Here is a 21509-nt window from a genome sequence, read left to right as displayed (position 1 = left end):
AGCAATATTGTAGGTTGGGTTAGTGGTAGCATAACCAAAGAATAATTTTATCATCTTCTTTCCGTAAAACAGACATCTTGCCTGTATCTTTATTCACTAGAAATTGATTTGAAATAGAAAGAAAATCTCAGTTGAATTTAATTTTTGCTAAGTTATAAGTGTTAGTTTTGAATAAACAAAAAAATATAATATATGATGCAGTTTATTGTCACCCTCATTGTCACGGCTATTTCCATGATAGTCACCGCCAGAATTATACCCGGTATAACCATTTCTACATTTCAAGCCGCTTTAATTGGTGCGTTCATTTTTGGCTTAGTGAATGCTATTGTTAAACCCTTGTTGATTTTATTCACCCTTCCAGCCACAATTCTCAGTCTGGGTTTATTCCTGTTTGTTGTTAATGCCCTTTGTTTTTGGCTAGTGGCTTATTTTACCCCAGATTTTAAAGTGAATGGTTTTTTTGATGCTCTTTTTGGTTCAATTTTAGTGTCTCTCATCTCTGGTTTTTTAAGTAACTTTTTTGACAAAGCATCTTAAATAAGCTAGTTTGCATTTAAGTTTAATGATGATGGTAGGGAAAAGGGAAGAGGGAAAAGGGAATAGTTAAGAGTTTCAATTATTTTCATGAATTAATCGAGGGCTATCGACTTACATGACGCAAAATTGAAGTGTGGTAGTAAAGATGATCTTCACTGATAAAAAGGTAAATTTAATGGGTCTTAACTTATCAGTTATAATATGGTAAATTTTTGTATGAGGAGAAATTATGGCAGTTCAATTACAACAGGCGATCGCAGTTGGTACATATATATTAAGACAGAAATTATTAGGTAGAAAAAAATTTCCCTTAGTGTTAATGCTCGAACCGCTATTTCGCTGTAACTTAGCTTGTCCGGGTTGTGGAAAAATTCAACATCCCCTTGAAATTCTGAAACAATATCTATCCCCTGAAGATTGCTTCAAAGCGGTGGATGAATGCGGAGCACCTGTGGTATCTATACCGGGGGGAGAGCCTCTTTTACATCCTCAAATTGGCGAAATTGTTAAGGGTTTAGTCGATCGAGCTAAATTTGTGTATCTTTGTACTAACGGTATTTTATTAGAGGAAAAACTACACTTATTTGAACCTTCTCCCTACTTAACCTTTAGTGTACATCTTGACGGTTTGCGGGAAACTCACGATCGATGTGTGGACAGAACAGGTGTATTTGATACCGCCGTAAAAGCAATTAAAACCGCTAAAGCAAAAGGATTTAGAGTTAGCACCAATACAACTGTATTTGAAGGCACTGATCCCCAAGAAATGAGGGAATTTTTAGATTTTCTCAACAGTCTTAACACCGATGGAGTGATGATTTCTCCCGGCTACAGTTATGAATGGGCTCCCGATCAAGAACACTTCTTAAAAAGAGAGCAAACGAAAGCATTATTTAGACAAATCCTCGAACCTTGGAAAAAAGGCACAAAAAACTGGAATTTTAACCATAATCCCCTCTTTTTAGACTTTTTAATGGGAGAAAAAGATTACGATTGCACCCCTTGGGGAAGTCCTAGTTATAGTGTTTTGGGATGGCAAAAACCTTGTTATTTATTGAATGAGGGCTATTATCAAAGCTATCAAGAATTATTAAACAACACTGATTGGGAGAAATACGGACAAAAAAGTGGTAATCCTAAATGTGCAGATTGTATGGTACATTGTGGCTACGAACCCACCGCCGCAATGGAAGCCCTCAAAATTGAAAACACCAGTCGAGCAATTACCAGTCTTTTTCGATAACCACAGGAAACACTTTTGTTAAATTGTGGCAACCTTTGCAAAAAATAAATAGAGGGTGCTGAAAAAGTATTTTGATGAGGGTAGGTATCAGGCATCAGGTATCAATCGAATCTATTAGACTTCTCCAATAATTAGAAAAATGAGGGTTGAAACCCTTACTACAAACCAATTAAAAATCTTTTCTGGAGATGTCTATTAGACATCTGGGAGAAAAACAGGCAAGATGCCTGTTCTACGGTGATAAAATCTATTACGATTCGATCGAGGCAAGGTGTCGTAAAATAGAGAAAATGACGAGTTCGATCGAATGACTAAGCTAGTAGTATTAAACTTAGGTGCAGGAGACTTAGAGAAGGGATTTTCTCACATTAGCGCACAATTAAGGTCAGATAACGGCACATTAGAACAATTTATCGGTGTTTTGCCTCCGAATCCAGAATTATCTCATCTTTATTTGCGCTGGAAACTACTTTATCAGGCTTTACATCAGCGTTTTGACGTGGTTAGACGCAGACTTTTTGAAGTAGAAAATCAAAGTTCTACTAATATTTCAGTGAAAGATTTTGAGTTATTATGTCAAGAAATTGAAACAAAATTTAACAATTGGTTAGATGACTCTCGTTTTTCTCCTATCGATAAAAAATTACGCACTAAATTAACTCCTGATAACGAAATTCAAATAATTATAGAAACAAAAGACCCAATTTTACAAGGTTTTCCATGGCATTTATGGCATTTTTTAGAAGATTATCCCCAAGCAGAAATTGGTATTAGTACCCCTGAATATAGTCATATAAATATTGGGAAAAAATCACGCAATAAATTAAGAATATTAGCTATATTAGGACATAGTCAAGGTATTAATATTGACATCGATCGAGCTTTAATTAACCAGATAAATAATGCTGAAATTACTTTTTTAGTTGAACCTAAATCAACAGAATTTCATCAAATCTTATGGGATGAAAAAGGATGGGATATGTTATTTTTTGCAGGGCATAGTCACACTAAAAATCATCAAGGAATTATCTTTATTAATCCTCAAGAAAGTTTAACTATTGGTGAACTTAAAACTGCTTTAAATAAAGCAATTCAACAAGGCTTAAATTTAGCGATGTTTAACTCCTGTGATGGTGTAGGATTAGCTCACGAATTGAGTAAATTAAATATTCCTCAAGTGATTGTCATGAGGGAGGGAGTGCCGGATTTAATTGCTCAAGAATTTCTGAAAAACTTTTTATCAGCTTTACAAAAAAATAAGTCCGTTTTTTGTGCCTTAAGGGAAGCTAGAGAGCGTTTACAAGCATGGGATAAAGACTTCCCTTGCGGTAGTTGGTTGCCGATGATTTGTCAAAATTTATCAGGATTTAATCTCGATATGAAAATAACTAATAGTTTAAAAGTTCATCCTAATTTACTTATTGATATATGGAGCAAAAATGATGAAATTGATTTAGATAATAGCATTTTATTTAAGAAAATTAAAGATACTAATATTTTAGTAAAATTTGTCGATATTACCAGTTTAAATGTGGACATCATAGTTAGTTCCGATGATACTTATTTGAGTATGGGAGGAGGAGTTTCTAGGGCAATTTTAGTTAAAGGTGGTAATGCTATTAAAGAAGATGCTAAGAAAAATATACCTTTAAATTTAGGTGATGTTGTCGTCACTACGGCTGGAAATTTATTAGCCAAATCTGTTTTTCATGCCGCCGTTTTAGACTATGAATTATATTATGGTGTTCAATCTCAAAAACCGACTATTAAAGTTATTCAAGAAGTAACAAAAAAATGTTTAGATATAGCTAAAACTGTCAATGCTAAATCGATCGCTTTTCCTGCTTTAGCTACGGGTAAAGGAAAATTAGCCCCCGAACAATCAGCGTTAGGTATAATGATTGAAATTATCAAGTTTCTTAAAAAACCTACATCGATAAAAGAGATTATTATTGCTTTATATCCTGATAATAAGATTAGCTCGATCGAACGGATTAGAAATCATTTTTTAAATCAGGTATCCCATTTTTTAGACATTTATTTGCAAATGGAAACAAGGGAGGAATTATTAACAGATTTAGAGAATATTTTTAAGGATTATCAACTAGATTTAGGCTTACAAATTATCTCCGAATATCAGGACAAACTCAAAGAAATAATGAATAATTGTACTGAGGATATTATTGAAGATTTTGAATAATAAAATATAGATAAGAAATGGACATTAAATAATTTAGTTAAGTGGGATTGTCATTGCGAGGCACGAAGCAATCTTCTGTAAATTATAGCAATCAAGAATCATTTATGAGAAATAAATTATCGAAGATACCATCACTCTTTCTTTTTCCTTTTCCTTATCATCATCAAAACACTTTTTCAGCAAACTCTAATTAAGATATACTTAACAAGGTCATAATTTGAGTATTTCAAACAATCCTCTTCCCTTTTCCCTTTTCCCTTTTCCCTTTTCCCTAGCTTTATCCATATCTTTTTTTTCCAGCCGAGTATAACAAATATTATGGAAATTTTAATTGTCGAAGACGAAAAAGAAATTGCTCAACTTATCAATAATTGTTTGACTAGAGAGGGATTTCAATGTCATGTTGTCTATGATGGATTATCCGCTTTAGAAAGTGCGAAAAAAATACAACCTGATTTGATTATTCTCGATTTAATGTTACCTAAACTTGATGGTTTGGAAGTGTGTAGTCGTTTAAGAAATCAGGCAATGACAAAAGACCCCTATATTCTCATGTTAACGGCAAAAGGAGAGGAGATCGATCGAGTCATTGGTTTATCGACAGGGGCGGATGATTACTTAGTGAAACCCTTTAGCCCAAGAGAATTAGTAGCGAGGGTGAGGGCATTACTAAGAAGAAGTATGCGTCATGGAGGGCAATCGCAAATTTATGAAACACCCCATTTTATAGTTAATTTAGACGAACATACCGCCCTTCGTAAAGTAGGAGGCAAAGAAGAAACCTTAGACTTAACAGCTTTAGAATTTAATTTATTAGCAGTATTTATTAATTATCCGAGTAAAGTGTGGAGTCGTACTCAATTAATTGATAAGTTATGGGGTGCAGACTTTTTCGGAGATGAAAGAGTCGTTGACACCCATATTAGACGTTTAAGGAAAAAAATAGAGCCTAATCCTGCCCAACCTTCGTTTATTAAAACCGTTGTCGGTGTCGGCTATAAATTTGAAGATGAGTAAAACAGGCATCTTGCCTGTGTCAATTATTTATTCCTAATCAACAAAGAATTATAAGCTAGTTAACCAACCGATTAAACCTTGCCCAGTAATCACTTCAAAGGCAATTAAGGAAATAAAACCAATCATGGCTAAACGTCCGTTTAATTGTTCAGAATATTTGTTAAAACCGAATTGTTGAGTAGAATCAACATACATTTTAGGCTCAATAGCGTAGTTATTCAAACGTCCTTGATCTTCAGTTACGAAAGTGTTTCTTGTTTGCATGATAATTAATGATATTTTTATGATTGCGTATATTAAGAATCATAACAATTATTTACAAAATATGTCAACCACTTGACAAAATTTAAGTTTTATGGTAATAAATTATTTTTTTTTAAGGTGGGTTTGGGTTTAATATATTAAACTCTTACATTCTTAATTCTTAATTCTTAATTCTTAATTCCCTAACAGCGTTCTAAAATAAAAACATTACCCTGATTTCCCCTTGCAATGCGGAGGGTTTCATCTAAATAGGTAATTTCTAACCACCCTTGAGGGTTATTGTTGCCTAAAATTCGATCGAACCAATTAAAGTTAAAATCGAAGGGTGGAAAATAATTTCCCGTTTCCATTTTTTTGATTAAATCTTTAGGGGAAAGATAGCCTAATAATCGTTGTAACCCGAAGATCGATCGTTGAAACTGTACATTAACTCTTTTGGTGGATACCGTCTCAAAATTTGCACTCACACTCACTAAACCTTCTAAAAAGGGTAAACCGATAATCTCCGCAATATTATAAATTTTAGTGCTTTCTGTACGGATACATTGATAAATTTCCCCTAAATGAGCTAAAGGAACATTATCTAGTCCTAAAATACTCTTACTGGTGGTGTATAGTAAACGCCAATCACCCTTTAAAAGTTCAGGACAATTTAAGGGGTTTTGAGTAGGATTATGATCTTCTAATTTCTCTACGGCAGTTAGAATATTGACTTTATCAATTTCCGATACCGATAATCCTCGATTAGTGTTTGCTACAATCTGTAATAACTCTGTTTTTAAACTCATAATGATCGATCGAACTTTAAATGCTATAATGACAAATTGCCCTATTAACTATATTATTAGTTTATGAAAAATCCTGCCTTGCGTAAAGAGAAACGTTACGAACCTGCTCCTGTAATTCCCCTTAAGCAAGATGGTTCTCTTTTAGATTGGTTAGAAGCAAATAATCGTATTATTTACCGAGAAGAAAAAGAAGATAAAATAATGGCGGTAGATTTATCGGAAGAAGAAGAAATCTCAGATCTCATCGAAGGTGAAGACGATGACTTCGATACTGATTTAGATGATTTAGATGCTGATCTTGACGATGATAGTGATCTAGGTGATCTAATTTAACTCATTTTAATTGATATTTTTAGGACTCACGCACCAATAAGCTAAAACTCATTTGCTGTCGGCAAACACAAGACAGATGGACTCCGGAGATAGAGTTATTAATTTCTAATTCAATTATATGCAAGTTAAATGCGTCTTAGTTTAACAATATTTTGTCATTCCGAGAGTAGCGAAGGAATCTCTATTCCCTGATTTTTAGTATAAGTGTGTAACTTCAAATTTTAATGAAATCCGTAAAACAGGCATCTTGCCTGTGTATTTTTCCCATACCTTAGCAAGTTAAATTAAATATTATGAATAATCAAAAAATTAGAGTCGGAGTCTTAGGTTTTGGTGGATTAGGACAAGCCGCCGCCAGAATCCTTCAGCAAAAATCTGAAATGTGTTTAGTCGCCGTAGCAGATCAAAAAGGCTATGCTTACAATCCAGAAGGTTTAAATCCTGATACCTTAATCCCTACTTACCACGATCGAGGTTCAAGCGGTTATTTACCCGAATACGGCGTTTTAAGCAATAATAGCATCGCTGATTTAATTACTCAAGCCCAAGTGGATGGTTACTTTTTAGCGTTACCCAACTTACCTAATACCTTTATGGCGGATGTTACCCGTCAATTCATCGCTTCGGGATGGCAAGGGGTTTTAGTGGACGCCTTAAAACGTACCAGTGCGGTTGAACAACTCTTAACCTTACAAAAAGAACTCTCAGAATCTGGTATCACTTATTTAACAGGTTGTGGAGCTACCCCCGGATTATTAACGGCAGTAAGTTCGATCGCAGCCCAAAGTTTCACCGAAATTCATCAAGTAAAAATAACCTTTGGAGTCGGTATTGCCAACTGGGAAGCCTATCGTGCCACCATCAGAGAAGATATTGCTCACTTACCCGGGTTTGATGTGGATAAAGCCAAAGCCATGACAGACGAAGAAGTAGAGGAATTTTTAGACAAAACTAACGGTATTCTGACTCTGGAAAACATGGAACACGCTGACGATATAATGTTGGAATTAGCAGGAATATGCGATCGATCTCAAGTTACCGTAGGCGGTATCGTTGACACCCGTAACCCGAAAAAGCCCATTAGTACAAATGTTAAGATAACTGGAAGAACCTTTGAAGGCAAAATTTCTACTCATACCTTCACATTAGGAGACGAAACCAGCATGGCGGCTAACGTTTGCGGACCCGCTTTTGGTTACTTGAAAGCAGGTATCAGACTTCATCAGCAAAACCTCAAAGGCTTATTTACCGCCGCCGAAGTTATGCCTTTATTCGTTCGTTAAAAAATGAAGAATTGAGAATGAAGAATTGAGAATAATGTAGGGGTTTAATATATTAAACCCACCCCCATCAAAAAATCACTATTCACTATCCACTATTCACTATTGATGAATTTACCCCATAAAAAAATCGGTGTTGCGGTTATTGTCAGCGAAGAAGGACAAATTCTGATCGATCGAAGATTACCCACAGGTTTAATGGCGAATTTGTGGGAATTTCCAGGGGGAAAAATCGAGCAAGGAGAAACTCCCCAAGATTGCATTAAACGAGAAATCAAAGAAGAATTAGGCATCACCATTGAAGTCGATCGAGCCTTAACAGAGATTACCCACAACTATAGTGAATTTATCGTCACCTTATATGTATATGTTTGTAGAATTATAGAAGGAGAACCGCAACCTTTAGAATGTTCAGAAGTTCGTTGGGTAACATCCAGTGAGTTAAATAATTTTGAATTTCCCCAAGCAAATCAAGAAATCATTGACTTATTGCAAAAAAATCTTAAACTCAATTAATATTGTGAAAATATCTGTTTAAAGTTATACTTAACCTTGACTTAAATTAAGGCACACAAAGGGAAAAAGATGTCCAATATTGAAAAATTACAACCAGCAAGTAAAGGCGATACTTTAATGTATCAACCCTATTACGGAAAAGAACTACATGAGATATTGCCCTATGCTTTAAGTCTGTATCAACAAGGATTTTTAGAAGGGGAAAGGGTAATTGAAGGACAAAAAAATATTCCTTTCGTAGCAATTTGGTATGTGTCAAGATTACCTGCTGAACCCACAAGATGTCGTATTCAATTTAATGGTAGTGCAGATTTGAGTTATGAAGTCAACTTGTCTAATTCAGAATTTATAGAATATTTGATTGTATTGATTAAAAATTTTAAAGAGTCTCGTCAAACGGATTTTTCCCAAAAATTTTACCGTAAACTTTTACGTCTTGATGATTAAACTAACATCTAGTTATCGATCGTAGACTTGATATTGATCGTAGTTGAAATATACAGTGCAAGTCAGTGCGTCACTCCCCTCGATGGTTGGTAAACGTAGTTATAATCGTCGAAGTGTTAATTATTAATTATTAATTATTAATTATTAATTATTAATTATTCATTATTCATTATTCATTTTTTTCAATTGTCATGTAAATTTGAAAAACGTTTTACGGTAATTGATCTCAATGTTATTATCGAATTGCAACTATTTTTACAGTTTATACTATAAATATTTGATACAGAGTAAATATTATGACTCCACAAACAATATCTCCCGTAGTCTTGGTAATTTTGGACGGTTGGGGTTATCGGGATGATGAGCAAGATAATGCCATCGCCCTCGCAAAAACTCCTGTCATGGATAGTTTATTAGAAGTTTATCCGAATACATTAATTAACGCATCAGGCAAAGCCGTAGGATTACCCAACGGACAAATGGGTAATTCTGAAGTAGGACATTTGAATTTAGGAGCAGGAAGGGTTGTACCTCAAGAATTAGTAAGAATCTCCGATGCAGTGGAAGATGGTTCAATTTTTAAAGACCCGATTTTAGAAGGGATTTGCCATGATGTCATCAAATCCAAAGGAAAACTGCATTTAATGGGATTATGTTCTGATGGGGGGGTACATTCCCATATAGATCATTTACTGGGATTACTGGATTTAGCTAAATTACAAGGAGTTTCTGAAGTTTGTGTTCACGTTATCACCGATGGTAGAGATACGAACCCTAATGACGGCATAAACTATGTTAAAGCCATTGAAGAACATATTGCGAAAATTGACATCGGTAAAATTGTTACTGTATGTGGACGTTATTATGCAATGGATCGAGATCGACGTTGGGATCGAGTCAAAAAAGCCTATGATTTATATACCATAGATAGTACTCCAGATACAAGAACCGCCGTACAAGTACTAGAAGATTCCTACAAGGAAAATATCAACGATGAATTTATTGAACCAGTGCGCATTGCCAAAGGGGCAGTAGAATCTGGGGATGCCGTAATTTTTTATAACTTCCGTCCCGATCGAGCTAGACAATTATGTTATGCTTTCACTATGGACGATTTTAATGGTTTTGAACGGAAAAAAATATACAACCTTCATTTCGTCACCTTTACCCAATATGATCCTAATTTACCCGTCAAAGTTGTTTTTGAACCTCAACAATTAACTAATATTTTAGGGGAAGTCATCGCTAATGCTGGATTAAAACAATTTCGTACCTCAGAAACGGAAAAATATCCCCATGTTACTTACTTTTTCAATGGTGGATTAGAGCAACCTTTTGAGGGTGAAGATCGAGAATTAGTACAAAGTCCGATGGTGACAACCTATGATAAAGCACCTGCTATGTCAGCAGTAGAATTAACTCAAGTTGCTTCCGATGCCATTGCTAAAGGTATTTATTCGATGGTAGTCATAAACTACGCTAATCCTGATATGGTAGGACACACAGGCAAATTAGATGCCGCTAAAAGTGCGATCGAAACCGTAGATAAGTGTTTAGGAAAACTCTTGAAAGCCATTAGTCAAGTGGGAGGCACAGTACTAATTACAGCAGATCATGGTAACGCAGAATACATGAAAGACGAAAACGGCAATCCTTGGACAGCACACACTACTAATCAAGTACCATTTATTTTAATCGAAGGAGAAGGACGTAAAATAGAAGGTCATGGCGGTAATGTGAAACTAAGAGAAAATGGTAAATTAGCAGATATTGCCCCCACTATTTTGGATATTTTACAACTACCTAAACCCCAAGAAATGACAGGAGTGTCTTTAATTGCCAAACCAGAATACGATGTGAAAAAAAGCCGTACCCCCGTGAGTATTTCTGTTTGAAAAAAAGTTACCCATAGCCACTAAATGTAGGGTGGGCATTGCCCACCAACCACTATAAAGCAATATAATTGTTTTTTGCGAGAACTAATAAACTTCATCATGATTGCCAATGGTTTGTAAAAAAATAGCCTGTTTTTGCTCATATTCAACAAATTTAAAAATAATTCTTAAATCATAAGTTACACTACAAGCATAAGAATCTTTAAGCTCTCCTTTTAATTTATGGGTTTTTAATTGAGACTGAAATGGATCAGAAGACAAAAGAATCAGTGTATTTTGAATATTTTGAGCGAGTAAAGGTTGTTTTTTGACAATTTTTCGGGCATTTTTAATAAAAACATTGGAACGTAATAACAAAAAAGTCATGAAAGAATTTCCTCCATGATTTGTTCGGGTGTAAATGCTTGACATTTTCCCTCCGCAAATTCTTGTTCAGCTTCTCTGACATCTTTGACTAATTCAGCTCGTTTTTGCTCAAGAAGACGATTTTTTAAAATTTGAATTAAAGTTTCTTGATCCTCTAAAGAAAGTTGTTGTGAGGCATCTAATATTTCAGAGAAAATTTCTTGTATCATAATTTTGTGAATTTATGCTTAGTTCTGTCTTTTTAATTATAAATCGAACATACTAGCCTTCTAAAATTCGATCGAGCTTTTATATACTTTTAAATTATCGTTATGTATAAAAATCCCATTGCTTTTATTGGTTTAGGTGTCATGGGTTCACCTATGGCTCAAAATCTCGTTAAACATCAATATAATGTTAAAGGTTGGAATCGTACTCTCGATCGATCGCTTGTAACCCAAGCCCAAGAAAATGGAGTTGAGATTGTGACTACCATTGCAGAAGCCGTCAAAGATGCAGATTTTGTCTGTATTTGTGTCAGTGATGTCCCCGATGTCAAAGAGGTGGTTTTTGGAGAACAAGGAATAGTTCATTTTGCTAAACCTGACAGCATCATTATTGATTTTAGTACGATCGGACCCCAAGCAGTTCAAGAGATTAATGATCAATTTCGATCGAAAGGCTTACACTTTATGGATGCACCCGTGTCGGGGGGAGATATTGGAGCTCAAAACGGCACATTAACAATTATGGTAGGAGGAGAAAAAAGCGATTATGAAAAATCCCTCCCCATTTTAAAAACAATGGGCAAAAATATTATTCATTGTGGCGATGTGGGTACAGGACAAGCTGTAAAACTTTGTAATCAGGTACTGGCTTCTATTCACATGATGGCGATTTGTGAAGCGATGGAGTTAGCAAAAACCTTAAATATTGATCCTGAATTGATGATTAAAGTTTGTAGTACAGGAGCGGCAGGTTCTTGGGCATTATCGAATCTAGCACCCAAAATAGCTTCCTCCGATTTTGCCCCCGGTTTTATGATTAAACACATACTCAAAGATTTACGTTTAGTGCAAGAAAGCCTTGAAAATGACACCTTACCAGCTACGAATTTAGCGACTCAAATGTTTAAAACTGTTGAACAGTTAGGTGGTACAGAACAAGGTACACAAGCCATGATTCGTGCCTATCAGGATTCGATCGAAAAATGACATCTTTTTGTTTAATTTGCGGAAGGCATAGGGTATAAAATTTTTCTTTTCTCAAAAAGTCTTTATCTTCTTTATGCCATCAGGGTTTTACCTTTTTCTTTTTCTGAGAGCCTTACGCTCCTTACTCTGTAATGATTTCAGCTATTTTACTGGACATTTCGATCGACTCTATTGTAGAATTATGACTAGCCTTCCGCAAATGCACCTTGAAAACTTTACCTATCAAAGGGTTCGATCGTGGGCGGTTTAAACTATAATTAATACCTATTAGGGATTGAAACTTCTAAGTATTCCCTTATCTTGTATTCCCATTAGTAAGGCGTTTAAACTATAATTAATACCTATTAGGGATTGAAACTTCTATTAAATATTTCTTTAATGATGGTAGTTAAGTTTAAACTATAATTAATACCTATTAGGGATTGAAACTTTTTGGATTAGTTCACTACCCTTTAATTCTTTGTTTAAACTATAATTAATACCTATTAGGGATTGAAACATCAATATCTTGTTAAGGGTGTTCCCGTTACCCGTGTTTAAACTATAATTAATACCTATTAGGGATTGAAACTTATTAATAGGGATTTATTACCGTCTTTATAAAAATGTTTAAACTATAATTAATACCTATTAGGGATTGAAACCTTAACCACTTAACCTGATTGCCTAATCTTCTCATGTTTAAACTATAATTAATACCTATTAGGGATTGAAACAGATGTTTATTCTCACAATCTTATCTCTGGAGAAAGTTTAAACTATAATTAATACCTATTAGGGATTGAAACACCACATCACCATTATACCCTATTCCGCACTTTTAAGGTTTAAACTATAATTAATACCTATTAGGGATTGAAACTAGGGTAGAGGAAACATCGGAGGGTACGGTAGAAGTTTAAACTATAATTAATACCTATTAGGGATTGAAACATGCAGGACTTTGATGAGAGAGCAGTAACCCATAGTTGTTTAAACTATAATTAATACCTATTAGGGATTGAAACGTACACTAAGAAACGAGGTTTTTATGATCAATAGGTTTAAACTATAATTAATACCTATTAGGGATTGAAACATGTCCGTGAAAGTGAAGATAAACGAGAAAAGAGTTTAAACTATAATTAATACCTATTAGGGATTGAAACACAATGTTAATTCTGGAGATGCAGGATTAGTATTTCTCGTTTAAACTATAATTAATACCTATTAGGGATTGAAACTAATTTAGGTACTAAGTTTTACGGACTCGATCGAACGTTTAAACTATAATTAATACCTATTAGGGATTGAAACATTCAATCTGATATACCTAACAATAGTATCAATATTGTTTAAACTATAATTAATACCTATTAGGGATTGAAACATGTCAAGAATTGGACTGAATTAGGGCATAAACAAGGTTTCGGTTTAAACTATAATTAATACCTATTAGGGATTGAAACTCATTCTAACCAAATAAACATAGATTATGTTAAAGTTTAAACTATAATTAATACCTATTAGGGATTGAAACATTATCGTAAATATTTAATTGCGCTGATATTTGCGAATCGTTTAAACTATAATTAATACCTATTAGGGATTGAAACTTGATTCATCATGCTACCAAGAATAAAGAGAATCGTTTAAACTATAATTAATACCTATTAGGGATTGAAACAAAAAACGAATAGCTATGAAGTAGTAATAATGGGTATGTTTAAACTATAATTAATACCTATTAGGGATTGAAACATTGGGTATTAATTCGGGCGGTGATACTGGAGGCGTTTAAACTATAATTAATACCTATTAGGGATTGAAACATATTGTCCTAATTTTATAATCTCAGGAAAATATAGTTTAAACTATAATTAATACCTATTAGGGATTGAAACAGTACCCTCTGCTAAAAAAAGCAATTAGTAAATAATGTTTAAACTATAATTAATACCTATTAGGGATTGAAACTAATTAAAATTGCTTTTTGTTGAGATTTATTACAATTTTTGTTTAAACTATAATTAATACCTATTAGGGATTGAAACTTTATCTAATTGATGACAAAACATCTTAGGTACTCCAATTGTTTAAACTATAATTAATACCTATTAGGGATTGAAACCGAAAACTTCATATTCTATTCTTGTCCCTACTCTTTGTTTAAACTATAATTAATACCTATTAGGGATTGAAACAAGGCAAAATTGCAGAAAGAGAGAGATTTAGCCCTTGTTTAAACTATAATTAATACCTATTAGGGATTGAAACGTTAGTGGACTCTGAAAGCCTTACACAGTACCGAGTTTAAACTATAATTAATACCTATTAGGGATTGAAACGCAATGATTTAACCGATGATCAAGCGGATCAACTTGTTTAAACTATAATTAATACCTATTAGGGATTGAAACGCGATCGAAACGTGGTTGTTATACCCTGCAAACTGGTTTAAACTATAATTAATACCTATTAGGGATTGAAACAATGTTGACACTTTCACAGCTAAAACTCAAAGAATTGTTTAAACTATAATTAATACCTATTAGGGATTGAAACTGGGATGTAGTAATTAATCCTTATATCCCTAATATTGTTTAAACTATAATTAATACCTATTAGGGATTGAAACAAAATACAGGCAACTTTATCGAGGTTGATTAGGGTAGAAGCTGTTTAAACTATAATTAATACCTATTAGGGATTGAAACACATTGCTTACATTCCAATTATTCAATGGTTGGTAGAAGTTGGTTAAACTATAATTAATACCTATTAGAGATTGAAACTTAACAATACGGTTATAATTGTCAAAACCATAGTTAAATAAAGAGTAGCTATATTTCAAGCTACTTTGAATTATTTAAGGATTAGGGAAAAATGCAATTTTGCCAAGAATAGCTAAGATACCTCCTGTTAATACTCCAAAAATACCTAAAAACCCCAAAGTTAAAGTATTAAAACGGTTATTCATGGAGGTTTCTAACTTTTCTATTTTGCTTTCTAGCTTTGTTTCGACAGCATCTATCTTGTTGTCTAATTTGTCAATTTTTGAGTCTAGTTTTTCGATTTTGGCATCGATACTTTTATCGAGATGGTCGATTTTTGTCTCAATCTTGTTGAGTACATCAATTAAGCTAACTTCGATCGTTTGTGCCATAATAAAATATCCTTAGTTTTAGATTAATGCGAAAGGAGTAGTTGAGAGCTACTCTTTTTGGTTTAATTTTAACCTATACTTTATGAAAGTTACGCAGTTGTATCAAAAATCAAGGGCTTGAGATTCCTTCGCTACTCTCGGAATGACAAAATATCGTTTTCCACTAGATTTTTAAACTATTACCACTTAACTATTAGACATTGAAACAAGGTACAATATTAGTCTCGGTAAAGGCTTTTTTTGGAGTAGAAAATCATTGCAGATTCAAGATTTAATTGAAATAGGTACGATCGTATCACCTCAAGGCATCAAAGGGGAGTTAAAGGTAAAAACCGATTCAGATTTTCCGGAACGTTTTGAGAAATCGGGGAATCGTTGGTTACAGGTACAACCCCATCAATCCCCCCAAATGGTGGAATTAGTGAGGGGAAGACAAGTTCCTAATAAGAATATTTTTATTATAAAATTAGCAGGAATAGACGATCGAAATCAGGCGGAAAGTTTGCGCGGTTGTAAGTTATTTGTGGACAAGCTCGATCGACCTTCTTTAGAAGAAGAAGAATATCACATTGCCGACTTAATTGATTTAGAAGTATTTAATCAAGAAACAGGGGAAAATATTGGCATTGTCACCGATGTTTTTAATGCAGGAAACGACATTTTAGAAGTCACATTGCATAAACAACCCGAAGCCGTTGCCGATGTTATTCCCGACTTAGAAAAAATCAGTCGAGTATCGAAAAGAAAAAAAATCAAAGTCAAAAAATCAAAACCTGTGACGGTGTTAATTCCCTTTGTGAAAGATATTGTACCAGTGATTAATCTTCAAGAAAAACGTATAGAAATTAATCCACCAAAAGGCTTATTAAACTTAGATTCGATCGAAGAAATTAATAATGAATAACGCCACTTTTATCTGCACTTTTCTCACTTTCTGAAGTGAACTACCCACACTGACCTGACGGTACAGTGTTGGCTTCTAGTATCCCCTTAAGGACTGCTAGAACTTCCTTCGTGGTACTCTCGGTTGAAGATTTAGTAATTTTCCCACTACGGCGATTTATCGTCGGGAACAGTTCCAGCCCGACTGTTAAACTAAGCTCAGATGTCACCATCTGAACTCGTCTTCAGAACTGTGCATGAGAGTTTCCACCTCACACAGCTCCTCTCTGATAAAACCCTTGTCATGGGTACGATTCAGACTACCATCTTTGGCAGTCTTATCATCGTGACAATGTCTGTGAAGTACTTATAGATTATTATACATATCCTTTCCGCCTTTTGACTTCGGGATGATGTGGTCGATTTCTAACAAGTCATCATTTTTAAAGTTGAGTCCACAGTGATTACACTTCCCTTTCTGTCTCTTAAGCAAAGTAGCCATTCTGGTTGAGATTTCAGGGTGTTTTCCTATACGGGATGTCCAATAAATCCAGTCCCCATCAAAGGGTGATTTCTCTCCCTTGACTTTGGTGTGTCTTTTGATTTCCGTTTCGCTATGGTTTAGGAGTCTTATTCCATCTTCATCTCTAGTGGAAAACACCCATGTTCTCAATCCGTGAGTATGCCAGTATTTACGGCTCACCCATGATTTCGATTTATTGGGATGTCTTCTTTCCGTCCATCTTTTTGTTAAACTAAGCCAAGTCCTCATGAACTTGACTCGTTTTCAAAACCGTGCTTGAGACTTTCACCTCACACGGCTCCTCTCCGATAAACCCCTTGTCATGGGTACGATTCAGACTACCATCTCTAGTCGTCTTGTCATCGTGACAATGTCTGTGAAGTACCTGTAGATTGTTATACATATCCTTTCCACCTTTCGATTTGGGGATGATGTGGTCGATTTCTAACAAGTCTTCACTATTAAAGTTGAGTCCACATTGATTACATTTCCCTTTTTGTTTCTTGAGTAATGTTGCCATTCTCGTTGAAACTTCAGGGTGTTTTCCTCTACGAGATGTCCAGTAAATCCAATTTCCGTCAAAAGGTGATTTCTCTCCCTTGACTTTGGTATGTCTTTTGATTTCCGTTTCGCTATGGTTTAGGAGTTTCATTCCATCTTCATCTCTGGTTGAGAACACCCATGTTCTTAATCTTTGGGTTTTCCAGTATTTCTTTCTGACCCATGATTTCGTTTTATGGGGATGTCTTCTTTCCGCCCATCTTTTAAGTTGTTGATAAATTAGGTGGTCACATTTTGTGTAAGTTTCCTTACTGCATACAGTACTATAATAATTTGCCCATCCCCTTATGATAGGGTTGAGTTCCTTAATTAAGTCAATTTGTGAACTTGATTTGTGTTTCCTAATTACATCCCCCACTTTTTTAATATGAGCTTTGATTTTTTCTTTTGATGGTTTTATGATGGTTTTAAAACCAAGTGGCACACTTTTGGTATTTTTTCCTGTGTGTGTTTTCCCAACTTCGTGTTGTTGGATATTAAATCCTAAAAAGTCAAAGCCTATATTTCCTTCGTACTCGTTGAGTGTGTGTGAGATACGGGTTTTGCTTGGTTTTAATTCAAGTCCTAAGTTTTTCAACCAGTTTTCGATAATTTCTTTGCATTGAATGATTCTCTCTATATTTTTATGTAATATTACAAAGTCATCTGCATATCGGATTATGTTGAGAGATTGTTCATTTTTGCTTTTGTTTCCTTCCCATGTACGAGCAAACTTTTTGAGTTCTAGTTCCAAACCGTGTAAGGCTATGTTGGCTAATAAAGGAGAAACAACTCCTCCTTGCGGTGTGCCTTCGTTTGTTGGAAATAGTTGTTTACCCTCCATGTATCCACTTTTCAGCCATGATTTAATTTCCTGTCTTAATTGTGGATAGGTTTCGAGTTTTGCGAGTAATTTATCGTGGTCGATTCTGTCGAAGCACTTGGCAATATCTGCGTCCAATACAAATTTTGGTTGTTTGGATATGCTTATGACTCATTGTTCGATTGCATCGTGACATGACCTTGCTGGTCGAAATCCATAACTATTCGGTTCAAATTTTGCTTCCCATTGGGGTTCTAGTGCTAGTTTGACAAGACATTGTTTTATTCTATCCTCCATACAAGGTATCCCCAGTGGTCTAGTTTCGCCGTTAGGTTTAGGTATGTTCACCCTTCTTGTGGGTTTACATTTGCCTCTGAGTTTTAATTGACCAATTATATCAAGACGTTGCTTCGGGGTCAGTGATTTAACACCATCCACACCAGCAGTCTTATTGCCTTGATTATCCTGAGTTACTCTTCTGGTTGCTAGAAGTTTGCCGTAATAGGATTTTACGAGTAATCTTTGTAAGCTGTGAACCAACTTGACATCTCCACGCTGACTCGCTCTGTAAATTCGCTTCTGTAATCGAAATATCTGTTTTTCCACAATCTTCCAATTAATAGAAGACCATGTGTTCCAGTTATTTGCTTTATCAATCGATTTTCTCGTTGTCATAATTTTATTACTTCATTGACTTTACATTGTTTATCAAAGTGACTACGTCAGCATATCCTTTACATTACATAAAGGCGTTGGCTTCTTAGTCAATCCCACTTCCCATAACCTTACGCTGGTTACTACTCAAAGTATTCGACCTCTTTGAGAGATTATGAGAGGTTATCTCGTTCCCTATATCCTTCCGTCAATCTATTGATTGCGGTATTACTCAACCTTAGACTTCCTCTATCCACCGCCTCTGTGTATTTGTCCCCAGTTCAGAATTATTAATCTGCTGGTACATTAGTGATTACCTTTTTGGTCTAGCCTATCAGCCTTATTTGGCTAGTTAGAAGTGACGATGGTTCATACGAGGATTCCTTGTGTAGTCATAGTTGATTTGCTCGATGGGGTTCCAGATTAGGCTTCCAGTTACCACCTTTTAATCCAGCTTCAGCGTATGGTTTACCAAACACCAAGTCACTGTGGATTATGCTGTCACGTTGACAATAACGGGTAAGATTTTCACTTACAAGGATATAGAGTTGTCAAGGTACGTTAGGTATAATTGCTGTTCGGTAATCCGTACTAAGGATGTTCGGTTATCCACACGAGGCTTTGTAACGAAATCTTAACAATTAACCAATTTTTCACTGTTCTTTAGGTATTCCTACCTATTGGTTAGTGAGTTATTGAACTGTCGAGGTTCTTAACGTTTTGCCCTTCGAGAATCGCCTCTAGGGGCTTTGAAATTCTCTCTAGGTCATTTCATACCTTGCTAGTGTTTATAAGGCTTAAAAAAAGAGGTTTTAAGCGTCTATTTCACACTAAACGAGTCGCACAATAATATTTTCTCCAAAACCCCCCACAAGGGTGTCTGGTAATCCTGTTCCTCGAATCGATAAAGGTACATTAGAAGCAACATATAGTTGTACATCATTGCCATTGCCGATGTTTTCAAAGAGGGGATCATCTGCATTTCCCTGATAAGTAATCATAATATTTGCTGAACCAATGGTTGCGACAACATCTCCTTCGGCTAATCCACTGAAAGTTCCGTTGACAATATCATCGTCATCATTATCAATGAGAGTATAAATATTGCCGATAATGGGGGTATAATCATTTAAGTCTAAATCTAAGGTGGCATTGTTTAAGTTGACTGCTCCTGTTAGATTAATCGTGTCAAAACGACTTTCAGAAGTGTTATAACTAAATTGAATAGTATCATTGAGATTTAGGGTGTTTGCTGTAATATTTACTGTTGCGCCCAATGTGATAATTCCCATATCAACATCTTGATCTGAGTTGATGTAAACATCATTGTTGGTGCTAATTTGGCTATTATTTTCTAAGTTGATGGTGTTACCTAACAGACTAATTTGTCCTGTATTGCTGATGACTGAGGTATTTTCTAACAAATTGATTCCGAATCCTGATGCTGTTTTCCCTGTCATTCCTGTTATGGTGATGTTCCCACTGTCAGATTCGATCGAACTACCGTCAATGAAAATACCACTGCCCGAATTAGCGATGCCCGACAGTTTAATCTCACCTTGGGCTTTAATATTACTACCACCAGCATAAATGCCTCGGTTTTCTCCTGTAACATTAATGTCGATCGAACCTCCCTTCGATGTAACAGAACTTCCCCCTAAAAACACTCCATCGGATGACGTACCATCACCTGTTAGTTTAATATCACCTTCTGCAGTAATGTTACTACCACCTGCATTAATACCAGTGTTTTTTCCCGTACCATTGATTTCGATCGTACCTGCGTTAGTGCTAACAGGATTTCCTCCTAAAAAGACACCATCGGATGACTTACTATTTCCCGTCAATGTGATGCTATTCTCTGCCTTTATCGACTCACCAACGGCAAAAATACCATAGATTTCCCCAGTACCATCAATCTCGATCGAACCTCCCTTCGATGTAACAGGACTTCCTCCTAGATATACTCCATTGAATGATGTGCCATCACCTGTTAGTTTAATATCACCTTCTGCTGTGATAGTACTACCACCTGCAAAAATACCATTTTCACCACCTGTAGCATCAATGTCGATCGAACCTTGATGGGAGATAATGGATTTTCCTCCTAAATTGACACCATTGTTTGATGTGCCTTCACCGATGAGGGTAATGTTTCCTTTTGCATTAATATCGCTACTACCTGCATTAATACCATTACTACCACCCTTACCATCAATGTCGATCGTACCTGCTTTGGAAGTAACAGGACTTCCTCCTAAACTGATTCCATCGGATGACGTGCCACTACCTGTTAGTTTAATATCATCTTCTGCGGTAATGTCACTACCACCAGCATTAATACCAATGTTTTCTCCCGTACCATTGATGTCGATCGAACCTGCTTGAGAGGTAATGGAGGTACTGCCTAAATTGACTCCATCGAATGTTGTGCCGTCACCGATTAACGTAATGTTTCCTTCCGCTTCAATCTTACTACCACCAGTAGAAATACCATAGCTTCCTACCGTACCATTGATCTCGATCGTACCTGAATTGGAGGTAACAAGGCTTCCTGTTAAAAAGACTCCATCTGATGATGTACCTTTACCTGTCAGGGTAATATTACCTTGTGCTATCAAGTCACTACCACCGACAAAAATGCCATCGTCACTAGCGTTACCAGTGAGGTCGATCGTACCTTCATCAGAAGTAATCTTACTACTATTAACCCAAATTTTTCCTTGGGCAGTTACATTGATGTTTCCTTTAGCACTAATATTTTGATTAATGGTAATGGAGTCTGTGGCACTTAAGTTAACTTGCCCATTAGTAGCGGTGACACCGCTTAATCCTTCTACTGTATCGATAGTTAAAGCAC

At 35.4% G+C, this 21509-nt stretch carries 19 protein-coding genes, 1 pseudogene and 1 CRISPR repeat array; of the genes and pseudogenes, 12 read left to right on the top strand and 8 right to left on the bottom strand.

Features of this window, described 5'->3' with window-relative positions; all coding sequences use genetic code 11:
- The first annotated feature begins 192 nt into the window (after window positions 1-192).
- The 5 genes from ACN4EE_RS14275 (at window position 193) to ACN4EE_RS14255 (ending at window position 5000) form a co-directional block, all read left to right on the top strand.
- Complete coding sequence (locus ACN4EE_RS14275) at window positions 193-540, top strand: phage holin family protein (RefSeq protein ID WP_431707126.1); 348 nt, start codon at window positions 193-195, stop codon at window positions 538-540.
- A gap of 229 nt (window positions 541-769) precedes the next feature.
- Complete coding sequence (gene hpnH / locus ACN4EE_RS14270; protein WP_431707125.1) at window positions 770-1783, top strand: adenosyl-hopene transferase HpnH; 1014 nt, start codon at window positions 770-772, stop codon at window positions 1781-1783.
- Between the two features lie 188 nt (window positions 1784-1971).
- A complete protein-coding gene (locus tag ACN4EE_RS14265; RefSeq protein WP_431707124.1) occupies window positions 1972-2094 on the top strand; it encodes a hypothetical protein in 123 nt (40 codons plus the stop codon).
- Window positions 2091-3983, top strand: coding sequence for a macro domain-containing protein (locus ACN4EE_RS14260; RefSeq protein ID WP_431707123.1), 1893 nt, complete (start codon window positions 2091-2093; stop codon window positions 3981-3983). The genes ACN4EE_RS14265 and ACN4EE_RS14260 overlap by 4 nt, the downstream gene beginning before the upstream one ends.
- Before the next feature lie 318 nt (window positions 3984-4301).
- Window positions 4302-5000 (top strand): response regulator transcription factor, encoded by a 699-nt coding sequence (locus ACN4EE_RS14255; RefSeq protein WP_431707122.1) that lies wholly within the window; start codon window positions 4302-4304, stop codon window positions 4998-5000.
- Between the two features lie 48 nt (window positions 5001-5048).
- On the opposite strand, the gene ACN4EE_RS14250 is transcribed toward ACN4EE_RS14255, so the two are convergent.
- Entirely contained in the window at window positions 5049-5264 is a 216-nt protein-coding gene (locus ACN4EE_RS14250; protein ID WP_431707121.1) for a high light inducible protein, read from the bottom strand.
- Between the two features lie 182 nt (window positions 5265-5446).
- Entirely contained in the window at window positions 5447-6052 is a 606-nt protein-coding gene (locus tag ACN4EE_RS14245) for a PAP/fibrillin family protein (protein ID WP_431707120.1), read from the bottom strand.
- 63 nt (window positions 6053-6115) lie between these two features.
- Between ACN4EE_RS14245 and ACN4EE_RS14240 the strand changes: the two genes are divergently transcribed.
- From ACN4EE_RS14240 to gpmI, 5 genes are all read left to right on the top strand, one after another.
- Window positions 6116-6385: a DUF3134 domain-containing protein gene (locus ACN4EE_RS14240; protein ID WP_431707119.1), complete on the top strand. Its 270-nt coding sequence runs from the start codon at window positions 6116-6118 to the stop codon at window positions 6383-6385.
- 293 nt (window positions 6386-6678) lie between these two features.
- Complete coding sequence (gene bioU / locus ACN4EE_RS14235) at window positions 6679-7668, top strand: (S)-8-amino-7-oxononanoate synthase BioU (RefSeq protein ID WP_431707117.1); 990 nt, start codon at window positions 6679-6681, stop codon at window positions 7666-7668.
- Window positions 7669-7773: 105 nt separating this feature from the next.
- Complete coding sequence (gene mutT / locus ACN4EE_RS14230) at window positions 7774-8181, top strand: 8-oxo-dGTP diphosphatase MutT (RefSeq protein ID WP_431707116.1); 408 nt, start codon at window positions 7774-7776, stop codon at window positions 8179-8181.
- Window positions 8182-8250: 69 nt separating this feature from the next.
- Window positions 8251-8628, top strand: a complete 378-nt coding sequence (ebsA, locus tag ACN4EE_RS14225) for a type IV pilus biogenesis protein EbsA (RefSeq protein ID WP_431707115.1) — start codon at window positions 8251-8253, stop codon at window positions 8626-8628.
- A 296-nt stretch (window positions 8629-8924) separates the two neighbouring features.
- A complete protein-coding gene (gene gpmI / locus ACN4EE_RS14220; RefSeq protein WP_431707114.1) occupies window positions 8925-10523 on the top strand; it encodes a 2,3-bisphosphoglycerate-independent phosphoglycerate mutase in 1599 nt (532 codons plus the stop codon).
- An 84-nt stretch (window positions 10524-10607) separates the two neighbouring features.
- On the opposite strand, the gene ACN4EE_RS14215 is transcribed toward gpmI, so the two are convergent.
- Window positions 10608-10889 carry a type II toxin-antitoxin system RelE/ParE family toxin gene (locus ACN4EE_RS14215; protein WP_431707113.1) on the bottom strand — a complete coding sequence of 94 codons (282 nt, stop codon included), beginning with the start codon at window positions 10887-10889 and terminating at the stop codon, window positions 10608-10610.
- Window positions 10886-11098: a hypothetical protein gene (locus ACN4EE_RS14210; RefSeq protein ID WP_431707112.1), complete on the bottom strand. Its 213-nt coding sequence runs from the start codon at window positions 11096-11098 to the stop codon at window positions 10886-10888. The genes ACN4EE_RS14215 and ACN4EE_RS14210 overlap by 4 nt, the downstream gene beginning before the upstream one ends.
- 102 nt (window positions 11099-11200) lie before the next feature.
- Between ACN4EE_RS14210 and ACN4EE_RS14205 the strand changes: the two genes are divergently transcribed.
- On the top strand, window positions 11201-12082 hold the full coding sequence (locus tag ACN4EE_RS14205) for an NAD(P)-dependent oxidoreductase (protein WP_431707111.1): 882 nt from the start codon (window positions 11201-11203) through the stop codon (window positions 12080-12082).
- Between the two features lie 244 nt (window positions 12083-12326).
- A CRISPR array of direct repeats spans window positions 12327-14856; the repeat unit is 37 nt; unit sequence GTTTAAACTATAATTAATACCTATTAGGGATTGAAAC.
- A gap of 74 nt (window positions 14857-14930) precedes the next feature.
- Here ACN4EE_RS14205 and ACN4EE_RS14200 read toward each other — a convergent pair.
- Complete coding sequence (locus ACN4EE_RS14200; RefSeq protein ID WP_431707110.1) at window positions 14931-15227, bottom strand: DUF4164 domain-containing protein; 297 nt, start codon at window positions 15225-15227, stop codon at window positions 14931-14933.
- A gap of 256 nt (window positions 15228-15483) precedes the next feature.
- Here ACN4EE_RS14200 and rimM point away from each other — a divergent pair, with 256 nt between their 5' ends.
- Entirely contained in the window at window positions 15484-16131 is a 648-nt protein-coding gene (rimM, locus tag ACN4EE_RS14195; RefSeq protein WP_431707109.1) for a ribosome maturation factor RimM, read from the top strand.
- 345 nt (window positions 16132-16476) lie between these two features.
- On the opposite strand, the gene ACN4EE_RS14190 is transcribed toward rimM, so the two are convergent.
- The 3 genes and pseudogenes from ACN4EE_RS14190 to ACN4EE_RS14180 form a co-directional block, all read right to left on the bottom strand.
- Window positions 16477-16881 carry an HNH endonuclease gene (locus tag ACN4EE_RS14190; protein WP_431707107.1) on the bottom strand — a complete coding sequence of 135 codons (405 nt, stop codon included), beginning with the start codon at window positions 16879-16881 and terminating at the stop codon, window positions 16477-16479.
- Window positions 16865-18670 (bottom strand): annotated as a pseudogene (ltrA, locus tag ACN4EE_RS14185) (group II intron reverse transcriptase/maturase). The gene ACN4EE_RS14190 and the pseudogene ltrA overlap by 17 nt, the downstream one beginning before the upstream one ends.
- Before the next feature lie 809 nt (window positions 18671-19479).
- The coding region (locus ACN4EE_RS14180; protein ID WP_431707106.1) for a beta strand repeat-containing protein at window positions 19480-21509 on the bottom strand (2030 nt) is incomplete at its 5' end.

This window comes from Geminocystis sp. CENA526 (assembly GCF_050753365.1).
GTDB lineage: Bacteria > Cyanobacteriota > Cyanobacteriia > Cyanobacteriales > Cyanobacteriaceae > Geminocystis.
Note: the sequence above shows the minus strand (reverse complement) of the source record. Positions and strands in the feature narration are given on the sequence as shown.

Coding starts and splice junctions, on each gene's coding strand:
- ACN4EE_RS14275 (WP_431707126.1), top strand. CDS start 193: ATGATGCAGTTTATTGTCACCCTCATTGTCACGGCTATTTCCATGATA.
- hpnH (WP_431707125.1), top strand. CDS start 770: ATGGCAGTTCAATTACAACAGGCGATCGCAGTTGGTACATATATATTA.
- ACN4EE_RS14265 (WP_431707124.1), top strand. CDS start 1,972: ATGTCTATTAGACATCTGGGAGAAAAACAGGCAAGATGCCTGTTCTAC.
- ACN4EE_RS14260 (WP_431707123.1), top strand. CDS start 2,091: ATGACTAAGCTAGTAGTATTAAACTTAGGTGCAGGAGACTTAGAGAAG.
- ACN4EE_RS14255 (WP_431707122.1), top strand. CDS start 4,302: ATGGAAATTTTAATTGTCGAAGACGAAAAAGAAATTGCTCAACTTATC.
- ACN4EE_RS14250 (WP_431707121.1), bottom strand. CDS start 5,264: ATGCAAACAAGAAACACTTTCGTAACTGAAGATCAAGGACGTTTGAAT.
- ACN4EE_RS14245 (WP_431707120.1), bottom strand. CDS start 6,052: ATGAGTTTAAAAACAGAGTTATTACAGATTGTAGCAAACACTAATCGA.
- ACN4EE_RS14240 (WP_431707119.1), top strand. CDS start 6,116: ATGAAAAATCCTGCCTTGCGTAAAGAGAAACGTTACGAACCTGCTCCT.
- bioU (WP_431707117.1), top strand. CDS start 6,679: ATGAATAATCAAAAAATTAGAGTCGGAGTCTTAGGTTTTGGTGGATTA.
- mutT (WP_431707116.1), top strand. CDS start 7,774: ATGAATTTACCCCATAAAAAAATCGGTGTTGCGGTTATTGTCAGCGAA.
- ebsA (WP_431707115.1), top strand. CDS start 8,251: ATGTCCAATATTGAAAAATTACAACCAGCAAGTAAAGGCGATACTTTA.
- gpmI (WP_431707114.1), top strand. CDS start 8,925: ATGACTCCACAAACAATATCTCCCGTAGTCTTGGTAATTTTGGACGGT.
- ACN4EE_RS14215 (WP_431707113.1), bottom strand. CDS start 10,889: ATGACTTTTTTGTTATTACGTTCCAATGTTTTTATTAAAAATGCCCGA.
- ACN4EE_RS14210 (WP_431707112.1), bottom strand. CDS start 11,098: ATGATACAAGAAATTTTCTCTGAAATATTAGATGCCTCACAACAACTT.
- ACN4EE_RS14205 (WP_431707111.1), top strand. CDS start 11,201: ATGTATAAAAATCCCATTGCTTTTATTGGTTTAGGTGTCATGGGTTCA.
- ACN4EE_RS14200 (WP_431707110.1), bottom strand. CDS start 15,227: ATGGCACAAACGATCGAAGTTAGCTTAATTGATGTACTCAACAAGATT.
- ACN4EE_RS14190 (WP_431707107.1), bottom strand. CDS start 16,881: ATGAGGACTTGGCTTAGTTTAACAAAAAGATGGACGGAAAGAAGACAT.